This window comes from Ruegeria sp. CF8 (genome assembly GCF_056537285.1).
This window is the reverse complement of the sequence record NZ_JBQFRG010000001.1, coordinates 662,426-681,009: the sequence shown is the minus strand read 5'-3', so window position 1 is coordinate 681,009 and position 18,584 is coordinate 662,426. Positions and strand designations below refer to the sequence as shown.

The 18,584-nt window shown below is 58.7% G+C and carries 21 protein-coding genes; 12 read left to right on the top strand and 9 right to left on the bottom strand.

Annotated features, from left to right (window positions below; genetic code table 11):
• Positions 1–78: 78 nt before the first annotated feature.
• On the top strand, positions 79–579 hold the full coding sequence (locus ACR0EV_RS03375) for a flavin reductase family protein (protein ID WP_480798790.1): 501 nt from the start codon (positions 79–81) through the stop codon (positions 577–579).
• On the opposite strand, the gene ACR0EV_RS03370 is transcribed toward ACR0EV_RS03375, so the two are convergent.
• The 4 genes from ACR0EV_RS03370 to ACR0EV_RS03355 are packed head-to-tail and all read right to left on the bottom strand — an operon-like array spanning position 576 to position 2,942.
• Positions 576–1,055, bottom strand: a complete 480-nt coding sequence (locus ACR0EV_RS03370) for a DUF6505 family protein (RefSeq protein ID WP_480799006.1) — start codon at positions 1,053–1,055, stop codon at positions 576–578. The two genes, ACR0EV_RS03375 and ACR0EV_RS03370, sit on opposite strands and share 4 nt — an antisense overlap.
• Positions 1,056–1,057: 2 nt before the next feature.
• Positions 1,058–1,750 carry a biotin/lipoate--protein ligase family protein gene (locus ACR0EV_RS03365; protein WP_480798789.1) on the bottom strand — a complete coding sequence of 231 codons (693 nt, stop codon included), beginning with the start codon at positions 1,748–1,750 and terminating at the stop codon, positions 1,058–1,060.
• Entirely contained in the window at positions 1,747–2,808 is a 1,062-nt protein-coding gene (locus ACR0EV_RS03360; protein WP_480798788.1) for an Mrp/NBP35 family ATP-binding protein, read from the bottom strand. Before ACR0EV_RS03360 ends, ACR0EV_RS03365 begins: the two co-directional genes overlap by 4 nt.
• The gene (locus tag ACR0EV_RS03355) at positions 2,805–2,942 is read right to left on the bottom strand and encodes a hypothetical protein (protein ID WP_480798787.1); all 138 of its coding nucleotides are present in this window, start codon (positions 2,940–2,942) and stop codon (positions 2,805–2,807) included. The genes ACR0EV_RS03360 and ACR0EV_RS03355 overlap by 4 nt, the downstream gene beginning before the upstream one ends.
• Between ACR0EV_RS03355 and ACR0EV_RS03350 the strand changes: the two genes are divergently transcribed.
• Complete coding sequence (locus ACR0EV_RS03350; RefSeq protein ID WP_480798786.1) at positions 2,941–3,669, top strand: hypothetical protein; 729 nt, start codon at positions 2,941–2,943, stop codon at positions 3,667–3,669. The two genes, ACR0EV_RS03355 and ACR0EV_RS03350, sit on opposite strands and share 2 nt — an antisense overlap.
• Here the strand turns inward: ACR0EV_RS03350 and ACR0EV_RS03345 are convergent.
• Positions 3,663–5,615: a 4Fe-4S binding protein gene (locus ACR0EV_RS03345; RefSeq protein WP_480798785.1), complete on the bottom strand. Its 1,953-nt coding sequence runs from the start codon at positions 5,613–5,615 to the stop codon at positions 3,663–3,665. The genes ACR0EV_RS03350 and ACR0EV_RS03345 overlap by 7 nt on opposite strands.
• 263 nt (positions 5,616–5,878) lie before the next feature.
• On the opposite strand from ACR0EV_RS03345, the gene ACR0EV_RS03340 reads away from it, so the two are divergent.
• The 10 genes from ACR0EV_RS03340 (at position 5,879) to ACR0EV_RS03295 (ending at position 15,088) form a co-directional block, all read left to right on the top strand.
• Positions 5,879–6,433, top strand: coding sequence for a DUF3305 domain-containing protein (locus ACR0EV_RS03340; RefSeq protein ID WP_480798784.1), 555 nt, complete (start codon positions 5,879–5,881; stop codon positions 6,431–6,433).
• Positions 6,430–7,026: a DUF3306 domain-containing protein gene (locus tag ACR0EV_RS03335; RefSeq protein ID WP_480798783.1), complete on the top strand. Its 597-nt coding sequence runs from the start codon at positions 6,430–6,432 to the stop codon at positions 7,024–7,026. Before ACR0EV_RS03340 ends, ACR0EV_RS03335 begins: the two co-directional genes overlap by 4 nt.
• A gap of 3 nt (positions 7,027–7,029) precedes the next feature.
• Positions 7,030–7,641: a TorD/DmsD family molecular chaperone gene (locus ACR0EV_RS03330; RefSeq protein WP_480798782.1), complete on the top strand. Its 612-nt coding sequence runs from the start codon at positions 7,030–7,032 to the stop codon at positions 7,639–7,641.
• A gap of 58 nt (positions 7,642–7,699) precedes the next feature.
• Positions 7,700–7,888, top strand: a complete 189-nt coding sequence (locus ACR0EV_RS03325) for a ubiquinol-cytochrome c reductase iron-sulfur subunit N-terminal domain-containing protein (protein ID WP_170376587.1) — start codon at positions 7,700–7,702, stop codon at positions 7,886–7,888.
• A 133-nt stretch (positions 7,889–8,021) separates the two neighbouring features.
• The gene (locus tag ACR0EV_RS03320) at positions 8,022–10,916 is read left to right on the top strand and encodes a formate dehydrogenase subunit alpha (protein ID WP_480798781.1); all 2,895 of its coding nucleotides are present in this window, start codon (positions 8,022–8,024) and stop codon (positions 10,914–10,916) included.
• A 16-nt stretch (positions 10,917–10,932) separates the two neighbouring features.
• Positions 10,933–11,529, top strand: coding sequence for a formate dehydrogenase FDH3 subunit beta (gene fdh3B, locus ACR0EV_RS03315; protein ID WP_039530246.1), 597 nt, complete (start codon positions 10,933–10,935; stop codon positions 11,527–11,529).
• A 75-nt stretch (positions 11,530–11,604) separates the two neighbouring features.
• On the top strand, positions 11,605–12,813 hold the full coding sequence (locus tag ACR0EV_RS03310; RefSeq protein WP_171089506.1) for a formate dehydrogenase subunit gamma: 1,209 nt from the start codon (positions 11,605–11,607) through the stop codon (positions 12,811–12,813).
• Positions 12,814–14,076, top strand: a complete 1,263-nt coding sequence (locus ACR0EV_RS03305; RefSeq protein WP_480798780.1) for a c-type cytochrome — start codon at positions 12,814–12,816, stop codon at positions 14,074–14,076.
• A 13-nt stretch (positions 14,077–14,089) separates the two neighbouring features.
• Positions 14,090–14,215 (top strand): hypothetical protein, encoded by a 126-nt coding sequence (locus ACR0EV_RS03300; RefSeq protein WP_256367925.1) that lies wholly within the window; start codon positions 14,090–14,092, stop codon positions 14,213–14,215.
• The gene (locus ACR0EV_RS03295; protein WP_480798779.1) at positions 14,216–15,088 is read left to right on the top strand and encodes a substrate-binding domain-containing protein; all 873 of its coding nucleotides are present in this window, start codon (positions 14,216–14,218) and stop codon (positions 15,086–15,088) included.
• A 64-nt stretch (positions 15,089–15,152) separates the two neighbouring features.
• Here ACR0EV_RS03295 and ACR0EV_RS03290 read toward each other — a convergent pair whose 3' ends face one another.
• From ACR0EV_RS03290 to ACR0EV_RS03275, 4 genes are all read right to left on the bottom strand, one after another.
• On the bottom strand, positions 15,153–15,968 hold the full coding sequence (locus tag ACR0EV_RS03290) for an ABC transporter substrate-binding protein (protein WP_480798778.1): 816 nt from the start codon (positions 15,966–15,968) through the stop codon (positions 15,153–15,155).
• Positions 15,969–15,989: 21 nt separating this feature from the next.
• Positions 15,990–16,724: an ATP-binding cassette domain-containing protein gene (locus ACR0EV_RS03285; RefSeq protein ID WP_480798777.1), complete on the bottom strand. Its 735-nt coding sequence runs from the start codon at positions 16,722–16,724 to the stop codon at positions 15,990–15,992.
• Complete coding sequence (locus ACR0EV_RS03280; protein WP_171182801.1) at positions 16,717–17,430, bottom strand: ABC transporter permease; 714 nt, start codon at positions 17,428–17,430, stop codon at positions 16,717–16,719. Before ACR0EV_RS03280 ends, ACR0EV_RS03285 begins: the two co-directional genes overlap by 8 nt.
• 157 nt (positions 17,431–17,587) lie before the next feature.
• The gene (locus ACR0EV_RS03275; protein ID WP_171182799.1) at positions 17,588–18,577 is read right to left on the bottom strand and encodes an ABC transporter substrate-binding protein; all 990 of its coding nucleotides are present in this window, start codon (positions 18,575–18,577) and stop codon (positions 17,588–17,590) included.
• Between the last annotated feature and the right edge of the window lie 7 nt (positions 18,578–18,584).

Sequence of the window (18,584 nt, the reverse complement as noted above, 5' to 3'; positions counted from 1 at the left end):
TGCAAGCAACAGTCAGCTTTTCATGGACAATCCGAGCCACGCGTGGCACCTGATGCGCGGCCAAGGAAGACGCGCGCAATGACGGAAAAAACTTTCATACCGACCCCGGATCAAAGCCCCGCATTTCGCGAGGCATTGGGATGCTTTGGCACCGGCGTCACCGTGATCACCACGCAAACCGAAGGTGGACCGCGCGCGATCACCGTGAATTCTTTTGCTTCGGTCTCTTTGGACCCACCGCTGGTGTTGTGGTGTCTGGCCAAGGAATCGTTCCGTTTCGACGCTTTCAGCAACTGCGAACACTATTCGATTCATGTGATGGCACAGGATCAACAAGAGCAGGCGCTGCGATTTGCGCGTGACGGTACGGACTTCTCACATGCAGATTGGAACGAGGACGAGACCGGGCGCCCGCAACTGGCCCAGTGTTTGGCGCGGTTTGATTGCCGTCTGCACGCGCGGCACGACGCTGGCGATCATTTGATTATTGTCGGTCAAGTGGAGCAGGTTATGTACCGCACCGGCAAAGGCTTGATCTTCAAACGCGGCCAGTTCGGCGGATTTGTCGATCTGATCTAGTCATCCAGAGATCCATGCACGGCCAGCGCCTCGAGCTGGGCATCTTGGGGCGTGATGACACGATAGCTCTCGTGCACACCAGATTCGCTCAACTCACGGGCCACAGTCAGCAGCGTATTGGCGGCATGGTCTTGGCACAGGTCAGACATGTGATCGACTTCGGATTGTGCGACGCCCATTGCCGCCTCGACCGAAGGCGCGCCGTAGAATTGCACGAAGTGTTCGGCCAGGTAGCGGGTGATCTGATCTTTCTCCGCTGGTTCGATCTGCGTCACCGCTATAAACGTCACACGACCGAAGGTTTCCAGACCCAACCAGCCATTTGCGAAAGCCTGCCGTGCCTTGCCCTCAAGATCGGCGTCGCTCCAGTTTGAAAACTCGAACCCGCCTGACACACACCATTCCCCGGTTCGCGCCGGAGAATGAAACACGTTCATATCGCTTTCGTCGAAATGGATAGCGCGGGCCAGTTTCATCATCAGTTCTCCAAAATGTCGGTCAGGGGACGCAGGCGTGTATCAGACCCATCCCGGATCAGCATTCCAAACCGCTCGTCAGTGCCCAGAAAAACTCCGCCATCGTCAAGTGGAGCACCGACACCGCGCAGCAAGCCCATCCATTCGGCATGCAGCGGTGCGTTGCCATCTTCCTGCCAGCGGTTCAGCCAAGTCAACGTATGACGCGACCAGCTTTCTACCAACTGGGTTGCGGAAACATCAGCACACCCCTCTTCATAAAGCGCGGTGACATCCGGTGTTGCGCCCGGTGCTTCGCTGGTTTGCAACAGCGCCAACTCCCAACCAACGATCAGCCAGTCAGGCTCCTGATCGGACGATGTGCTCGACGCAGCAACCCGGAACATCCCGCATTTCGCACCGTTCACGCAAATCAAACCGTCCCAACCCAGATGCACGGCAACCTCTGGCGGGGCCAGAGCGCCCAGCGCATTCTGAAATCCCACAGCACACAGCGGCAACATCGCCATTGCGTCCTGAAGCGGCACTTCAGGCGCAAAGACGATGGCAACACGCAGGCGGTCGGCCTGAATGTTGTAAACGACGGTTCCTGCATCGCACCCCAGCGCGGCCATAGCCTGCGCGCGGTCGAACGGGTCTTCCCCACCCTGAACCGGGTGACCCGTCAACAAAGGGGGAAAGACCGGCAGGGTCATGCGAAACCGTTTGAGATCAGGTCGCGTGCGATTTTGCGGAACGATTCGGCCTGCGGACTGTCGGGTTTGCTGACCACGATGGGCGCGCCTCCGTCAGCGGCCACGCGGATGTCCAGATGCAGCGGGATTTCACCCAGCAGCGGTACACCCAGCGATTCCGCCTCGGACGCAACACCGCCATGACCAAACACATGCTCTTCGTGCCCACAGTTGGAGCAGATATGGGTCGACATGTTTTCGATCATGCCCACGATCGGGGTTTTGAGTTGGTTGAACATATCGATCCCCTTGCGGGCGTCGATAAGGGCCACGTCCTGCGGGGTCGATACCACTATGGCACCGTCCACCTGGAACTTCTGGCTCAGCGTCAACTGCACATCCCCGGTGCCGGGCGGAAGGTCGACGATCAAAACGTCCAACGCGCCCCACTGCACCTGTCCCATCATCTGTTGCAGCGCACCCATCAACATCGGACCCCGCCACACCACGGCCTGACCTTCGTTTGTCATCAGCCCCATGGACATCATGGTCACGCCATGATTGCGCAGCGGCAGGATGGTCTTGCCATCAGGGCTGGCCGGGCGACCGGACACACCCAGCATCCGGGGCTGTGAGGGGCCGTAAACATCCGCGTCCAGCAGACCTACGCGCCGTCCTTCAGCCGCCAACGCACAGGCGAGGTTCGCCGAGACAGTGGACTTGCCGACGCCGCCTTTGCCCGAAGCAACGGCAATGATCCTGTCTACACCGGGAACGGCCTGCGGCCCGGTCTGCGATGGTTTGGGTTTCGGTTTCAGATCCGGCGGTGCCTTGTCGGAATGCGCGGTCATCATCGCCGATACATTGGCCACACCGTCAACCATCTGCGCGGCTTTCTCTGCCGTCGCCCGCACAGGCTCCATCTTTTCAGCGTGCTTCGGGTCGATCTCAAGCACAAAGCGCACTGTGTCGCCTTCAACGTTCAGCGCGCGCACGATACCTGCGCTGACAATATCCTGCCCGGATACCGGGTCGGTGATCTCTTTCAGGTTCGCCAGAACCGCGTCACGAACACTCATGCCTTGTTTCCTTCGATATGCCCTACTGACAGGGCCGTGCGTATCACCATTGTCTGGTCGCCGCTCATTGCATGTGTCTCCGTCTTTTTCAGTTTATTTGACGCACCGCGCCCCGCCCCGTTAGGCTGAGCCATGCGCTTTGTCCTCTTGTGCCTGAGCCTGACGTTCTCTGCCACCCCCTCCTTGTCTCAGGAGGCGATTGGCCTTGCGGCCCCGGCCGAGGTGAAAGACTCGGGTCTGTTGCAACATATTCTTCCTCGCTTCTCTCTCAAGACCGGGATACGCGTTATTGCGGACGATGCGGGTGTAATGATGCTTAATTCCGCACCGCCGGGTGATCCCGTCTTTGCCCGTGACGGGGTGGTGTATCACCTGAGCATTGAAGACGAAAAGCGTCAGGCCCGGTTTCGCGACTGGCTGCTCTCGGATATCGGCAAACGCACCGTCGAGAGTTTTGCGCCCTCTCAAGGAGGTGCCTTTACCGTCGACTTCGATCTACAGGTCACTCAGGCAGACGAAGCCGTCGAAGGCGACACCGTGCTGGGCGAAGAACTGTCGATGACCCATTGCGGACGGTGTCATGTGATTGGACCCAAGAACCGAATGAACGGGCTGGGTTCGACCCCCTCCTTTGCCGTCTTGCGCGCAATGCCGGATTGGTCTGAACGGTTTGAGGCGTTTTTTGCGCTCAACCCCCACCCCGCGTTCACACAGATTGACGGGCTAACGCCGCCTTTTGACCCCGAGCGCCCCTCTCCGATCCATCCCGTTGAGATGACCTTGGGCGATCTGGACGCAATCCTTGCGTTTGTCTCGCGGATGAAAGCCGCAGATTTGGGGGCTCCGCTGCAGCTTCAATGATCCTTTCTGTCTGAGTAATAGTCGTCGGTCGTGACAACCCGTGGCTTGGGCTTTGACTGGAACGGATTGTCCTGCTGTTGGAACTGCACTTTCACCCTGCAATTGTCACACATCTGGATCATCCGCGCCTGATCCGAACTGGCAAACATCGGGTGTGTACCAGAAAGCTTTTCCATGATCCGCTCGACCGTAGATTTCACCCCAAACAAGGCGCCGCATTCGACACAGGCAAACGGTTCTTCTTCGTTGAGCACCTGCTGGGACAGAGCCGCATCGCTCAGATCCAGTTGAGGGACCAGAGTGATCGCTTCCTCAGGGCAGATCGTCTTGCACATCCCACATTGTAGGCAGGCATCTTGCTGGAAGTTGAGTTGCGGTTTGTCCGGGTTGTCGATCAAAGCCCCCGACGGACAGAGCGACACACAACTGAGGCACAGGGTGCAACTGTCCGTGTCGACCGCCACTGCCCCGTAAGGCGCGTTATCGGGCAGAGGCAATGGAGCTTCGGCCTGCGGATTTAGCGCCTGCGCGGCCAATCGTGCGATCTGCCGCCGGTTGCCCAACGGAAGTACCGGATCAGCCAAAGGCTGCGGCACGTCTTGGCCATAGAGCAGATCAGACATGGCGTCCGGATCAGCCTCATCAATCAGACCAATTCCATCGGGCCCGGCAATGGCATGTGCCAACGCAATCTCACGGTCCAATGCGTCACGCTCTGTCGTCGGTGCAAGCAACACGTCGACACGGGCAAATCCATGCGCCAATGCAGCGAGCATCTCGGCGTGACCAAAACCTGATATTACATTTAATTCCAGCGGGATAACATCCGAAGGCAATCCACGTCCAAAACGCGCTGCCAGCCGGATCATCTCGGCCCCATGCGCATCATGGACAAGCAACCGGGGCGCGGCCCCACCCGCACGGCGATAGGTGCGCGCCAGGATGTGCATCCGAGACAGCAGCGCCGACACGGTCGGATCCTCGTAGGTAATAGCCGTCGAAGGGCACAAGGCGGCGCATGCGCCACAACCGGCGCAAACCATCGGGTCTATGCTCACATGTTCACCCGCCGGGGTTATTGCACCGGTTGGGCAGACATCCAGACAGTTTGAACAGCCCACCTGTTCCGCCCGTGAATGGGCGCAGAGGGTTTCTTCCAACCGCACGTACAAGGGTTTTTCGAATGTCCCGACAAGCTGCGCGGCCTCAAAGGCCAAACGTTCGACAGCCACCGCGTCTTTTGGATCGGCTCGCAGGTACCCTTCACGCTTGGCCGGGGCCTGTACAAACGGCGTGCCACCCGAAAGGTCCAGGATAATGTCACACGTGGATTGCGCCCCATCTTTCGGTTCAGTCCAGTTGAAAGCGCCTCGCCCACCTGGTTCAACCTGCTGCAATGCATCCAGACGAAGTGAAAAACCGCCCAGCGCCCCGGATACTGATTTCACCTGCCCACGTATCACATCAAACGCGCGCGACATTGGCTCTGCCTGATCTGTCGCCAAGACAGTCACGGCCAAGGTTCCGGCCAACCTTTCAGCCACATCAAAACTCACAGCACCGGGACCAATGATGAAACAAGTCCCTTCGCTTATGACATCAACGCTGGGCGTCACGGGTTGCGGTAACATCGCCTCAGCGGCCAATGCAGCCATTTTGGGCGTTGCATCTGCACCCTGATCGGACCAGCCCGCACGGTCGCGCAGGTCAAAGAAGCCGGGCATTTCAAAATTCAGATCTTCTGCCAGAGACTGGAAGACCTCTTGTTCCTGCAGGCAGGCGATCACGGTCTCTCCCTCCTGCATCAAGTCGACAGCGGATTGCAATTGGGTTGTGCAAAGCGCCGTGTGTATCTTGGAACAGCTGACACCACAGGCGCTTTCGATCCGGTCGGGATCCAAAACCTGAGTTCCAGCGCAGTCGCATAGCAGTATTTTGGTGCCCATTTTTCCTCCCGCAGGATGCTCTCCTGATCCCATGAAGCTTAGGCTGTACGCAGGGCACGGCAACTTCAACCCCTTGTCGCGAACCGTTTACCAGCCTGCATTCGGACCTAAAATCAAAGGAAACAAAAGTGTTTTTGGCCTCAATCACGCAGTTGCGACCCAAACCTACGACCAAAGTCTTAGGGCGCAGGCTTGGCACACACACAAATTGTGTACCATAGTGTTCATGTAAAGGCAGGGGAGCGCCTTTCGGGGAGGAGCCAGTGGCCGAGGCCGCAAGCCAGATCGAAATGCCGGTTGGCGTCATCGTACGCAAAACGCCCGGGGTCACGCGTTGGGCCCGTTGGAATTGGCGTGCAGTCGCCGTATTGCCCGGCGCCGGCCCTGCTGATTGGCAGGAATTGCGTCGTGAAGGCGATGCGGTTGAATACCATGCAGCCACCCTGCCCCTGACCCTTTGGGCGGATGAGACCGAAGCCTACATGGTGAACCTGTCTGACGGTCTGCCCTCTCTCTATCTGGTGTTGCGCGACGAATTAAAGGGCGACGTTCCCTTGAACGCGGTTCTCATAACTGCCTCACCGTTCGAAGGGCAGGACTATGCCGATACCGGCGAGGAAATTGTCGAGAAAATCCCCATGACCGAAGGCTTGATTGCTTGGGTGCGGGATTTCACCCTTCAGCATCATAAAGACGAGGTGTTCATCAAGCGTCGGCGGGACAAAAAGCGTACCGATCTGGTAGAGGACGGCAAAGGCGACCCACGTATCAGGCAAACCTCTGATGTCTACCGCGCACCGCGGAGGGTTGTGCAATGACCCAGGCCCGCGACTTCTGGTCCCGACGCAAGGCGGCCGTACAGGCTGAAGCCGAGGCTGAAGTCATCGCGGCTGAAGAACTGGCCATCGCCGCACAACACGCGGAGCTTGAGGAAAAAAGCGATGCTGAGCTGTTGGCCGAGTTTGATCTGCCGGACCCCGATACGTTGCAACCGGGAGACGACGTATCGGGTTTCATGGCCAAAGCTGTACCAGACCGACTGCGCCGCCGTGCCTTGCGGCGCTTGTGGCGACTAAACCCTGTTTTAGCCAACGTCGACGGGCTGGTCGATTATGGTGAAGACTACACAGACGCGGCCTGTGTGATAGAGAACCTCCAGACCGCGTATCAGGTTGGCAAAGGTATGCTGGCCCATGTCGAAGCGCTGGCGGCGGCTGAAGCCCCCCTTGAGGATGAGATCGCCGTGGAAGATGAGCCTACCGCTGATCCGGCGACAGACGCGCCTGCCCCAAATGACACTCCCTCTGACCACGAGGTGGTGGTGGCTGAGTTAGAAGCAGAACCCGAAATTGAGGACGAAATCGAAATGCCCCCGGCCCCTCGCCGCATGAGATTTGAATTCGAAGGATAACGAATGACCGCAAGTAACGCGCAAAACATGGATATCTCAGCCGAGGATCGGCTGCGCGCGGATTTCTACAATTTTCTGGGCCTGCTTTTGGCGGGTCCGCCGGATCAGTTGCTTTTGGACCAGATGGCGGGCCTTAGCGGAGATGACACCGACCTGGGCCAAGCCATTCAAGCTATGGCACGTGTCGCCAAAGTCACCAAACCGACCGCCGCCGAACGTGAGTTCAATGCGTTGTTCATCGGACTGGGGCGTGGTGAGCTGCTGCCCTACGGCAGCTTCTACCTGACCGGGTTCCTGAACGAAAAACCTTTGGCGCAATTGCGCAATGACATGGCTGTACGTGGGATCACACGGGCGCAGAATGTATTCGAGCCCGAAGACAACATCGCTTCACTGATGGAGATGATGGCAGGCATGATCGTCGGCCGCTTTGGCTCACCCGCCACACTCGAAGACCAAAAAACGTTCTGGAACAAACATATCGGCCCCTGGGCCGCACATTTCTATTCGGATTTGGAAGCCGCCGAAGCGTCGGTTCTCTATGCCTCGGTCGGCACCGCCGGTCGGGTGTTCATGGAAATCGAACGCGAGGCCTTCCGAATGACGGCGGCATAACCCGCCACTCGCCAGCGCCTGAATGAGCGCTAAATCGCAAATGGGAGAGGAGAAGCCCATGAGCAAGACCAAGGAAGAAGGCGCAACCCGCCGCGACTTCCTGAAACTGGCCGGAACCGCAGCGCCTGCTGCCGTCGCCGCCGCCAGCCTGAGCGGTCAAGCCGAAGCAGCCGAGCTGCCCACGGACGAGACCCGCATGCAAGATACAGCGCATACCCGCGCCTATCTGGAAAGCGCGCGCTTCTAAGCCGCCTCGACTGCGCCCGGCGCACCAGCCGGACGATGTCACTTACCCGACTGACGGTTGCGATTGGCCCTGACGTCGGTTTCGCAGTTACCAAGCCAGCCGTGATCCTCATGGCCAGCAAGGGAGGAAAGAAATGCTTAGGAAAAAGACCAACGGGGTTGCGAGACGCCCCCAGCGGACAAGTATCCTGTCCCAGGTCGGCGAGAAAACCGTCGATCGCCGCGCATTCCTGCGTGGCTCGGGCCTGACGATCGGCGGCCTTGCCGCGATCAGCGCTACGGGTGGAACCGTGACGCCAGCCAGCGCCCAAACAGCGGCAAACACCGCCGTTGAAAACATCAAATCCGTATGCACCCACTGTTCAGTCGGCTGTACTGTCGTGGCCGAAGTTCAGAACGGTGTCTGGGTCGGGCAAGAACCCGGCTGGGACAGCCCGTTCAACCTGGGTGCGCACTGCGCCAAGGGGGCCTCGGTCCGCGAGCACGCCCATGGCGAACGTCGCCTGAAATATCCGATGAAAAAGGAAGGCGGCGAGTGGAAGCGCATCAGCTGGGAAGAGGCGATCAACGAGATCGGCGACGGCATGATGAACATCCGTCAGGAATCCGGGCCGGACAGCGTGTACTGGCTGGGATCCGCCAAGCACAATAACGAACAGGCCTATCTGTTCCGCAAGTTCGCTGCCTACTGGGGCACGAACAACGTGGACCATCAGGCCCGCATCTGCCACTCAACCACTGTTGCGGGTGTTGCGAACACATGGGGCTACGGCGCCATGACCAATTCGTATAACGACATCCATAACTCTCGGGCCATCTTCATCATCGGCGGCAACCCGGCCGAGGCGCACCCCGTCTCGCTGCTGCACGTTCTGCGCGCGAAAGAGCAGAACAACGCCCCGCTGATCGTCTGCGACCCGCGCTTTACGCGCACCGCGGCGCATGCGGATGAATATGTGCGGTTCCGTCCCGGCACAGACGTTGCGCTGATCTGGGGTATCCTGTGGCACATCTTCGACAACGGTTGGGAGGACAAAGAGTTCATCCGCACCCGTGTCTGGGGGATGGACCAGATTCGTACCGAAGTTGCCAACTGGAACCCGGAAGAGACCGAGCGTGTAACCGGCGTGCCCGGCTCGCAGCTCAAGCGCGTTGCCCGGACCATGGTTAACAACCGCCCCGGCACCGTGATCTGGTGTATGGGTGGTACGCAGCACACCAACGGCAACAACAACACACGCGCCTACTGCGTGCTCCAGCTTGCTTTGGGCAACATGGGCACATCGGGCGGTGGCACCAACATCTTCCGTGGCCATGACAACGTGCAGGGCGCAACGGACCTTGGTGTTCTATCCCACACCCTGCCCGGCTATTACGGCCTGTCGAAAGGTGCCTGGGGTCACTGGGCCCGTGTCTGGGGTGAAGATCCCGATTGGCTGGCAGGCCAGTTCGCCACGATCAAAGACAAGGAAGGCAAGGATAAACCGCTTCAGAATGAGCGCGGCATCCCGGTCTCCCGCTGGATCGACGGTGTTCTGGAAGACCCGGCCAACATGGATCAGGACAACAATGTCCGCGCCATGGTTCTGTGGGGCCACGCGCCCAACTCTCAGACCCGGATGACGGAAATGAAGACGGCGATGGAGAAGCTGGACATGCTGGTCGTGATCGACCCGTATCCCACAGTCTCGGCCGTGCTGCATGACCGTACCGATGGCGTCTACCTGTTGCCTGCCTGTACGCAGTTCGAAACCCGTGGCTCGGTCACGGCCTCGAACCGGTCGCTGCAATGGCGCGACAAGGTGGTAGAACCGCTGTTCGAAAGCCTGCCGGACGAGGTCATCATGGCCAAGTTCGCCAACAAGTTCGGCTGGGCGGATCGCCTGTTCCGCAATATCGAGATGGACGACCCGGAAACCCCCAATGTTGAAAGCATCACACGTGAGTTCAACGCGGGTCTCTGGACCATTGGATATACCGGTCAATCGCCAGAGCGTCTGAAAAGCCATATGGCCAACCAGCACACGTTCGACAGAACCACGCTGCAAGCCATTGGTGGACCCAACGACGGCGAATACTACGGTCTGCCCTGGCCGTGCTGGGGTACACCGGAGATGGGTCATACGGGAACACCAAACCTCTATGACATGTCCAAACCGGTGGCCGAGGGTGGCCTGACCTTCCGCGCGCGCTTTGGCGTGGAACGCGATGGCGATAACCTGCTGGCCGAAGGGGTCTATAGCGTTGGATCGGAAATTCAGGATGGATACCCTGAATTCACGATGCAAATGCTGATGGATCTTGGCTGGGACGGTGATCTGACGGCTGAGGAACGCGCGGCCATCGACGCCGTTGCAGGACCAGAGACCAACTGGAAAACCGACCTGTCCGGCGGCATCCAGCGGGTCGCGATCGAGCATGGCTGTGCGCCCTTCGGGAACGCCAAAGCCCGCGCGGTTGTCTGGACCTTCCCGGATCCGATCCCACTGCACCGCGAGCCGCTCTATACCAACCGGCGCGATTTGGTGGAGGACTATCCGACCTACGAAGACCGGCAAGCATATCGCCTACCCACCCTTTATGCTTCGATCCAAAAGAACGACTTTTCAAAGGATTACCCGATAATCCTCACGTCAGGTCGTCTAGTCGAATATGAAGGCGGCGGCGATGAGACACGGTCCAACCCGTGGCTGGCCGAGCTTCAGCAGGACATGTTCGTCGAGATCAATCCGCGCGATGCCAACAACCTTGGTATTCGTGACGGATCACAGGTCTGGGTCGAAGGTCCTGAGGGTGGCAAGGTCAAGGTGATGGCGATGCTGACCAACAGGGTCGGTGCCGGCGTGGCCTTCATGCCGTTCCACTTTGGTGGCCATTTCCAGGGTGAAGACCTGAGGGAGAAATACCCGAAAGGCGCCGATCCCTATGTGCTGGGTGAAAGTACCAACACCGCCCAGACCTATGGCTATGATTCCGTGACCCAGATGCAAGAGACCAAAGCGACTCTCTGCAAAATCTGGTCAGCGTAAGGGAGGAGAAGAGAACATGGCAGCAAGAGCAAAGTTTCTCTGCGACGCCGAACGCTGCATCGAGTGCAATGCCTGCGTCACCGCGTGTAAGAACGAACACGAGGTGCCGTGGGGCGTGAACCGCCGCAGGGTGGTGACGATCAATGACGGTGACCCGGGTGAACGCTCGATTTCGGTGGCCTGTATGCATTGTTCGGATGCGCCCTGCATGGCGGTGTGCCCGGTCGACTGCTTCTACCAGAACGAAGAAGGGGTCGTCCTGCACTCCAAGGACCTGTGCATTGGCTGTGGTTATTGCTTCTACGCGTGCCCGTTCGGCGCGCCGCAATACCCGCAGGCGGGCAACTTCGGATCGCGCGGCAAGATGGACAAATGTACCTTCTGCGCCGGCGGCCCCGAGGAAACGCACTCGACCGCAGAGTTCGCCAAATATGGTCGCAACCGGATCGCCGAGGGCAAACTGCCCATCTGCGCCGAGATGTGTTCCACCAAGGCCCTGCTCGCCGGTGACGGCGACGTGGTCTCGGCCATCTACCGCGAGCGCGTCGTTGCGCGTGGGTTCGGCTCGGGCGCGTGGGGTTGGGGCACCGCCTACGACCAGAAAGACGGCTAAGACCGCATTTTCATGAACCAAACAGGCGACCCGCATCCGTGGGTCGCCTGATCAGGGATTTTGACCGAGGTTCAGATGTTCCGCTTACTCATCGCATTGCTGTTCACCATTGGGCTGGCACAGGCCACCGTCGCGCAAACCAACGAGGCTGAGGCACCCGCCACCACGAATGAACGCGCCTCGACCGGTGGTGCGACCACGCTTGAGGATATTCTCGCGCGTCAGCGTGGAGAGAAAGTCGATAACAGTTTTCGCTCGGAAAACACCGGCCAGGGCAATGTCGAAGGTCTGCTGGGCCAGTTTGGACCCAGCGGCGTATCGTCGGACAGTGACGTGTATCGCGCGTTGCGCTTTGGCTCGGCCGACGTGACCGTATCCTCGCGCGGACCTGCTGACAGTGTACTGATCCAAGATGGCGGCATGTGGTGGTGGGAATTCCGCACAGGGCCGTTACGCGAATATGGCGGTTACATCATCGCAGGAATGCTGGCCATCATCGTTCTGTTTTTCCTGATCCGAGGCAAGATTCGCATCGACGGAGAAAAGACCGGCCGTACCGTCCTGCGCTTCACCAGTTTTGAACGCTTCGGTCATTGGCTGTTCGCCGGGTCTTTCATCGTTCTCGCAATTACCGGCCTGCTGACGCTCTATGGCCGCGACTTCCTGATCCCGATTTTCGGCAAGGAGGGTTTCGCAACCATCGCGCAAGGCTGCAAATGGCTGCACAACAATCTGGCATGGGCCTTCATGTTGGGGCTGATCATCATCACGGTGAACTGGATTGCCCATAACATCCCCAACCGCACCGACCTGAAATGGCTGGCAGCCGGAGGAGGCTTGTTCAGCAAAAACAGCCACCCGCCCGCCAAGAAGTTCAACGCAGGGCAAAAGATCATCTTTTGGGCCTGCATATTGCTGGGCGTCTCGATCAGCCTGTCCGGCCTTTCGCTGTTGTTTCCGTTTGAATTGCCGATGTTCGCCAAGACCTTCTCGGTTGCCAATGCCACCGGCATTCCACAAGCGCTTGGTCTGAACCTGCCCGTGCAAATGTCGCCTCAGGAAGAGATGCAATATGCCCAAGTCTGGCACGTGATGGTCGCTTATGTCTTCATCGCCATCATTATCGCGCATATCTACCTCGGCTCAGTCGGGATGGAGGGCGCGTTTGACGCCATGGGTTCGGGCGAAGTCGAAGAACAATGGGCGCGCGAACACCACTCGTTGTGGCTGGAAGAGGTGCAGGAAAAAGAGGCTGGCAAGGCAGCGGCCTCACCCGCCGAATAGATGCGCTGGCTGATCCTTGCCTGTGCGTTGACCCCCCTGCCCGCATGGGCGGAGTTCTTCACGCTCAAAGGCCATGGCGGGCCGATCATGGGAATTGCCACCGCGCCAGACGGTCGGATCGCAACAGCCAGTTTCGACAATTCTGTCGGGCTATGGTCGGACCAGACACCCCAATGGCTAGAAGGACACGAAGCCGCCGTGAACGCGGTCGTGTTCAACGGTACAGCCATCTATTCCGCCGGAGATGATTTTACCCTGCGCCGTTGGCCGGGCGGAGAGATTGTCGGTCAGCACAGAGGCAAGATCGTTTCCGTAGCCGCGTCCAAAACGCATGTCGCAACGGCCAGTTGGGACGGCACAATCGGTATTTGGCCCATTGATGGCAGTACACCCGAGTTGTTCGGCCCCACGGGCAGCGGCGTGAATGCGGTCACTTTTTCACCGGATGGGTCACAGCTTTTTTCTGCTGGCGTCGATGGGTCCTTACGCGTGTGGGATGTCGCAACCGGCGAAGAAACGGACCGGCTGGTTGAACACGGCTTTGGCATCAACGAATTGATCTTTAATGCGCAGGACAACTGGATCGCCTATGGCGCGGTGGACGGGGTGACGCGAATCCTCGATCTGACAACCGGTGAAGAACGCGACTTTACTCTGGATCGCCGCCCGATCCTGGCCCTTGCACTCAGCCCGGACAGAAGCCTTTTGGCTGTCGGCGACGGTGAAGGCTATATCATGATGATCGACACTACCGAATGGCGCATCACGCAGGATTTTCGCGCAACGCTGCGTGGACCGGTCTGGGCGCTGTCATTTTCGGATGATGGTCAGAACATCCACGCCGGTGGCATAGACGCGGCCATGTACAGCTGGCCCGTGGGTGACCTGTCGGATCAACAGCAAATGGCCTCGTCCGAGCCTAGTTTTCTGAAAGATCCCGACGAAATGGAAAACGGAGAGCGCCAATTCGCCCGCAAATGCTCGATCTGCCATAGCCTAACACCCGACAGCGAACGCCGAGCTGGGCCGACGCTGCACGGTATCTTTGGGCGACGCGCCGGGACCATGCCCGAATATTTATACTCGGATACGCTGCAAGACTCTGATATTGTTTGGAATGAACAGACAATAAATGCCCTTTTCGATGAGGGGCCGGATCATTACATTCCGGGATCGAAGATGCCGATGCAACGAATTGCAGAACAGCAGGATCGGGACGACCTGATCGCCTTTCTGCGCCGCGCGACGGACGACCAGAACTGAACCGGAGGAGACTATGAAAGCCTTTTTTGCCGCAGTTGCCGCGATGGTCGTGATTACAGTCGCAGCCCCGTCCACACTGGATCGGTTCGGGTTCAGTGCTGCTGATACCACGTCGGGTCCAGCGGTGCGCCTCGACTGAATGTCTCAATACCTGACCACCCGAGAACTGGCCGATCTGCTGCGCATTGGCGAGCGGAAAGCCTATGATCTTGCCTCTTCGGGCGAGGTGCCCTGCGTGCGCGCCATGGGCAAGCTGCTGTTCCCAAGGACCGAAATCATCGCCTGGCTCAACGCCTCGCGGTCCGGTCCGCAGGTGGCTGAACCGCCCCTGCCCCCGATTGTTGCAGGCAGCCATGATCCTTTGCTGGACTGGGCATTGCGTGAAAGCGGATCGGGGCTGGCAACGTACTATGATGGTTCTTTCGACGGTTTGACACGGCTGAGCGAGCGCAGCGCGCAAGCCGCGGTATTGCACATCCACGAAGACGATGGGTTCAACATCAAATCCCTGCGCGACGCATTGGGTGAAGCCCCGGTGATCCTGTTTGAAATCGCACGGCGAGAACGGGGATTACTGCTTGCTCCGGGCATATCGGACATCAAATCGTTCCAAGACCTCAGATCCAGACGCGTCATCCTGCGTCAGGACAGTGCAGCCAGCCAGCGCCTGTTTGAGGCGCAACTTGAGGCACATGGGCTAAATCGCGAAGACTTGGACGTTTTCCCCGGTTGCGCCCGCACCGAAGAAGAACTTGCCATAGCGCTGCACGATCAAAAGGCCGAGGCTGGCTTTGGACTGGGTGCCTTGGCCGGGCTGTACAACCTTGGCTTTGCCCCCACCCATTCCGAGCGGCTGGATCTGGCAATCTGGCGCAGATCGTTTTTCGATCCGCCGATGCAAAAACTGATGACGCTGCTGCGCTCGGATCATTTCACACAACGGGCCCGCGAATTTGGCGGTTATAACCTGTCGGGCCTCGGTACGATCCACCACAATGGAGCCAGCGGTTGATCCCCAGCTCACCGCTTCATCTTTTCAGAAATACTCGCCCCGCAGGGGTTGGCCGCAGGCCAACTTATTGGGCATTGGGGAAAAACACCTGCTGTCCCTCCAGCCTGAAGGACGCGATCGCCTCTTGCCCGTCCGGACCCGTCAACCAGTCGATAAAGCGTTGACCGGATGCCGCCCGCACATGTTGGTGCTTTTCCGGGTTCACAAGGATAACACCGTATTGATTGAACAGGCGCGGATCGCCCTCCACCAATACTTCAAGATTGCCTCGGTTGCCAAAGGACAACCACGTGGCCCGGTCTGTCAGCGTATAGGCGTCCATTCCGCTGGCCACGCTTAAGGTTGCGCCCATGCCCGAGCCGGTTTCGCGATACCACGTTCCCGAGGCGCCCGTAGGATCAACGCCAGCATCCGACCAGTGGCCCATCTCAGCCTTATGCGTTCCGCTGTCGTCTCCACGCGATACGAAGGGCGCTTCAACCTCTGCGATCTCAGTCAGAGCAGCCAGAATATCCGTGCCGCCACGAATTCCGGCCGGATCAGAATTCGGGCCAACCAGAACAAAATCGTTGTACATCAGGTCTTTGCGTTCAACGCCCCAGCCATCGGCAACAAACTTCTCTTCCGCCGGCTTGGAATGGACCAGCAGCACGTCTCCGTCCCCGTTGATCGCATTGCGAATAGCCTGACCTGTTCCCACCGCGACGACACGCACGTCTATGCCGGATTCGGCTTCGAACCACGGTAAAATATGCTCCAGCAGTCCAGAGTTTTGTGTCGAGGTCGTCGATTGCACCACTATGAACGGTGTTTCCGCCGAAACCGACCCCGCCGTTAAGCCAAGAGCCACTGCTGCTGCCCGTATAACTGCCCGGAACATCATTTTCTCCGATTTTTCTTTTTAAGTAACCAACCCGCCGGCCAGATAGCGGCGCGATGCGTCGCTTTCCGGTGAGTCCAACACCTGTTTTGCAGCGCCATGCTCTACCACATGCCCGCCCTGCATCATGACCACATCCGATGCCAACCGTCGCGCCTGCCCGATGTCATGTGTCACCATCACGATCCGCACCCCCCGCGCCGAGGCGCGTAGCACCATCCGTTCGATCATCTGCGTTGCAGCCGGGTCAAGCGCGCTGGTGGGCTCGTCCAGAAACAGCGTGTCTGGCTCCAGCGCCAGCGCACGCAGGACCGCAAGCCTTTGTGCCTCGCCACCCGACAACGACCGCGCAGGCTGACGCGCCTTGCCGTCAAGCCCACCTTCAACCAGCAACTCAGCGATACGGGCCTTTCGGACCGCCCGCCCCAGACCCTGACGTTTTAGAACAAAGTCCAGATTGCCAGAGACAGAACGGCGCAGCAAAACCGGGTGCTGGAACACCATAGCCTGACGCGCCTTTTGTGCAGCGCTCAGCGGTTGTCCATCCTGCACCACACGCCCATGGTCGGGCGCGATCAGACCATGCAGACAGCGCAGCAAAAGGCTTTTGCCCGCACCGTTTGGGCCAAGTATAAGGGTTGGGCCCGGGCCATCCAGAACCAACGAAGGCACATCCAGCAACGCGCGGCCCTTGTTGCGGATCTGAAGGTCTTCAACCTCAATGCGGTTCACTATTTCGCAGATGACATCACGCATGGCGTAACCCCTCCTGCTCGGCTCGCAGGCTAACAGCGCTGACCATTGCATTCACGGCCACAGCAATCCCGATCAGGATCGCGCCCAACGCCAACGCAAGTGCCAGATTTCCTTTCGAGGTTTCCAGCGCGATGGTCGTTGTCATCACGCGCGTCACATGATTGATGTTGCCACCGACGATGATCACCGCCCCCACTTCGGCAATGGCGCGTCCAAATCCAGCCAGCAAAGCTGTGACCAAAGCCAATCGCGCATCCCACAACAAAACAGGAACAGATGCCAGCCGTGACACACCAAGGGATCGAAGCTGCTCGGAATACTCCTCAGCCAGCATCTCGATCACCTGTCGGGTCAAGGCCGCAACGATCGGGGTAACCAGAACCACCTGAGCGATGATCATAGCAGTTGGCGTATACAACAGTTCCAGAACGCCCAGAGGCCCTGAGCGCGACAGCATAAGGTAAACCAGCAACCCCACGACCACCGGCGGAAACCCCATCAGAGCATTCATCAAAACGATCAGAACCCGCCGCCCGGGAAACCGGGCCACGGCCAAAGCGGCCCCAACCGGCATACCAATCAGCGCTGAAATCAGCACCGCAAACATGGAAACTTTCAGGGACAGAAGCACAATTGCCCAAAGCTCTGAGTCTCCTTGAAAGATCAGAGCGATGGCTGAGCTGAATTCTGATGCAAATCCCTGCATTTTATTCCCGAAAGCGTGCATTTCGTATGAAATGCGTTCATTTACAGGTAAATACTACTCTGTTTTTCCATCGAGTACAGACACAAATCCGGCATCTGAAATGAGAAACGCGGCCCCAATTGGGGCCGCGCTGAAAGCCTTGAGCTGACGACTTGCGTTAGTTCAGCGCTGCGTCGGTAATCTGATGCGTCCAGGCACCGTCAGGTTGTTTGGTAATGACCGGATCCGATCCGCCCGCCAGCAGTGTATTGACGGTGCGTTCGAAATCCGCCGGGTCCAGCGCGCCATTCGATCCCGCCGTCAGTTTCGCGATTTCACCCATCATACGCTGCTGATGTTCTTCGGTCTGCGCGCCGGTGGCGTCGTTTTCCAAAACAATATCGGCCGCTTCATCCGGGTTTTCCTCGGCGTATTTCCAACCCTTCATCGAAGCGCGAACAAACCGTTCCATCTTGTCCACAAAAGCTGCATCGCCCAGGTTTTCTTCCAGAACATACAGACCATCTTCCAGTGTCGCGACGCCCTGATCTTCGTATTTGAACGTCACCAGCTCATCCGGGCTGACGCCAGCGTCAATCACCTGCCAGTATTCGTTATAGGTCATGGTGCTGATGCAATCGGCCTGACGCTGTAGCAGCGGGTCGACGTTGAAGCCCTGTTTCAGGACCTCTACACCGTTCTCGCTTTTGCCGCCGGTATCGATGCCCAAGCTGCTCATCCAGCTCATGAACGGGAATTCATTGCCAAAAAACCAAACACCCAGCGTGCGGTTCTTCAGATCTTCGGGCGAAGCGATCCCGGCATCTTTCCAGCAGGTCAGCATCATCCCCGAGCTTTTGAACGGTTGGGCAATATTGACCAGCGGCAGGCCCTTTTCGCGCGCGGCCAGCGCGGCAGGCATCCACTCGACTGTGACATCGGCCCCACCGCCGGCGATCACCTGAGTAGGCGCGATGTCAGGACCACCCGGAAGGATGGTCACGTCCAGACCCTCTTCCTCATAAAACCCCTTGTCCTTCGCCACATAGTAGCCTGCGAACTGCGCCTGCGTGACCCATTTGAGTTGCAAGGTCACCTCATCGGCGGCCAGCGCTGCGCTGGCGGTCAGGCTAAAGGCGGCAACCGCCCCGCTGAGTAGCTTTTTCATCTTCAAG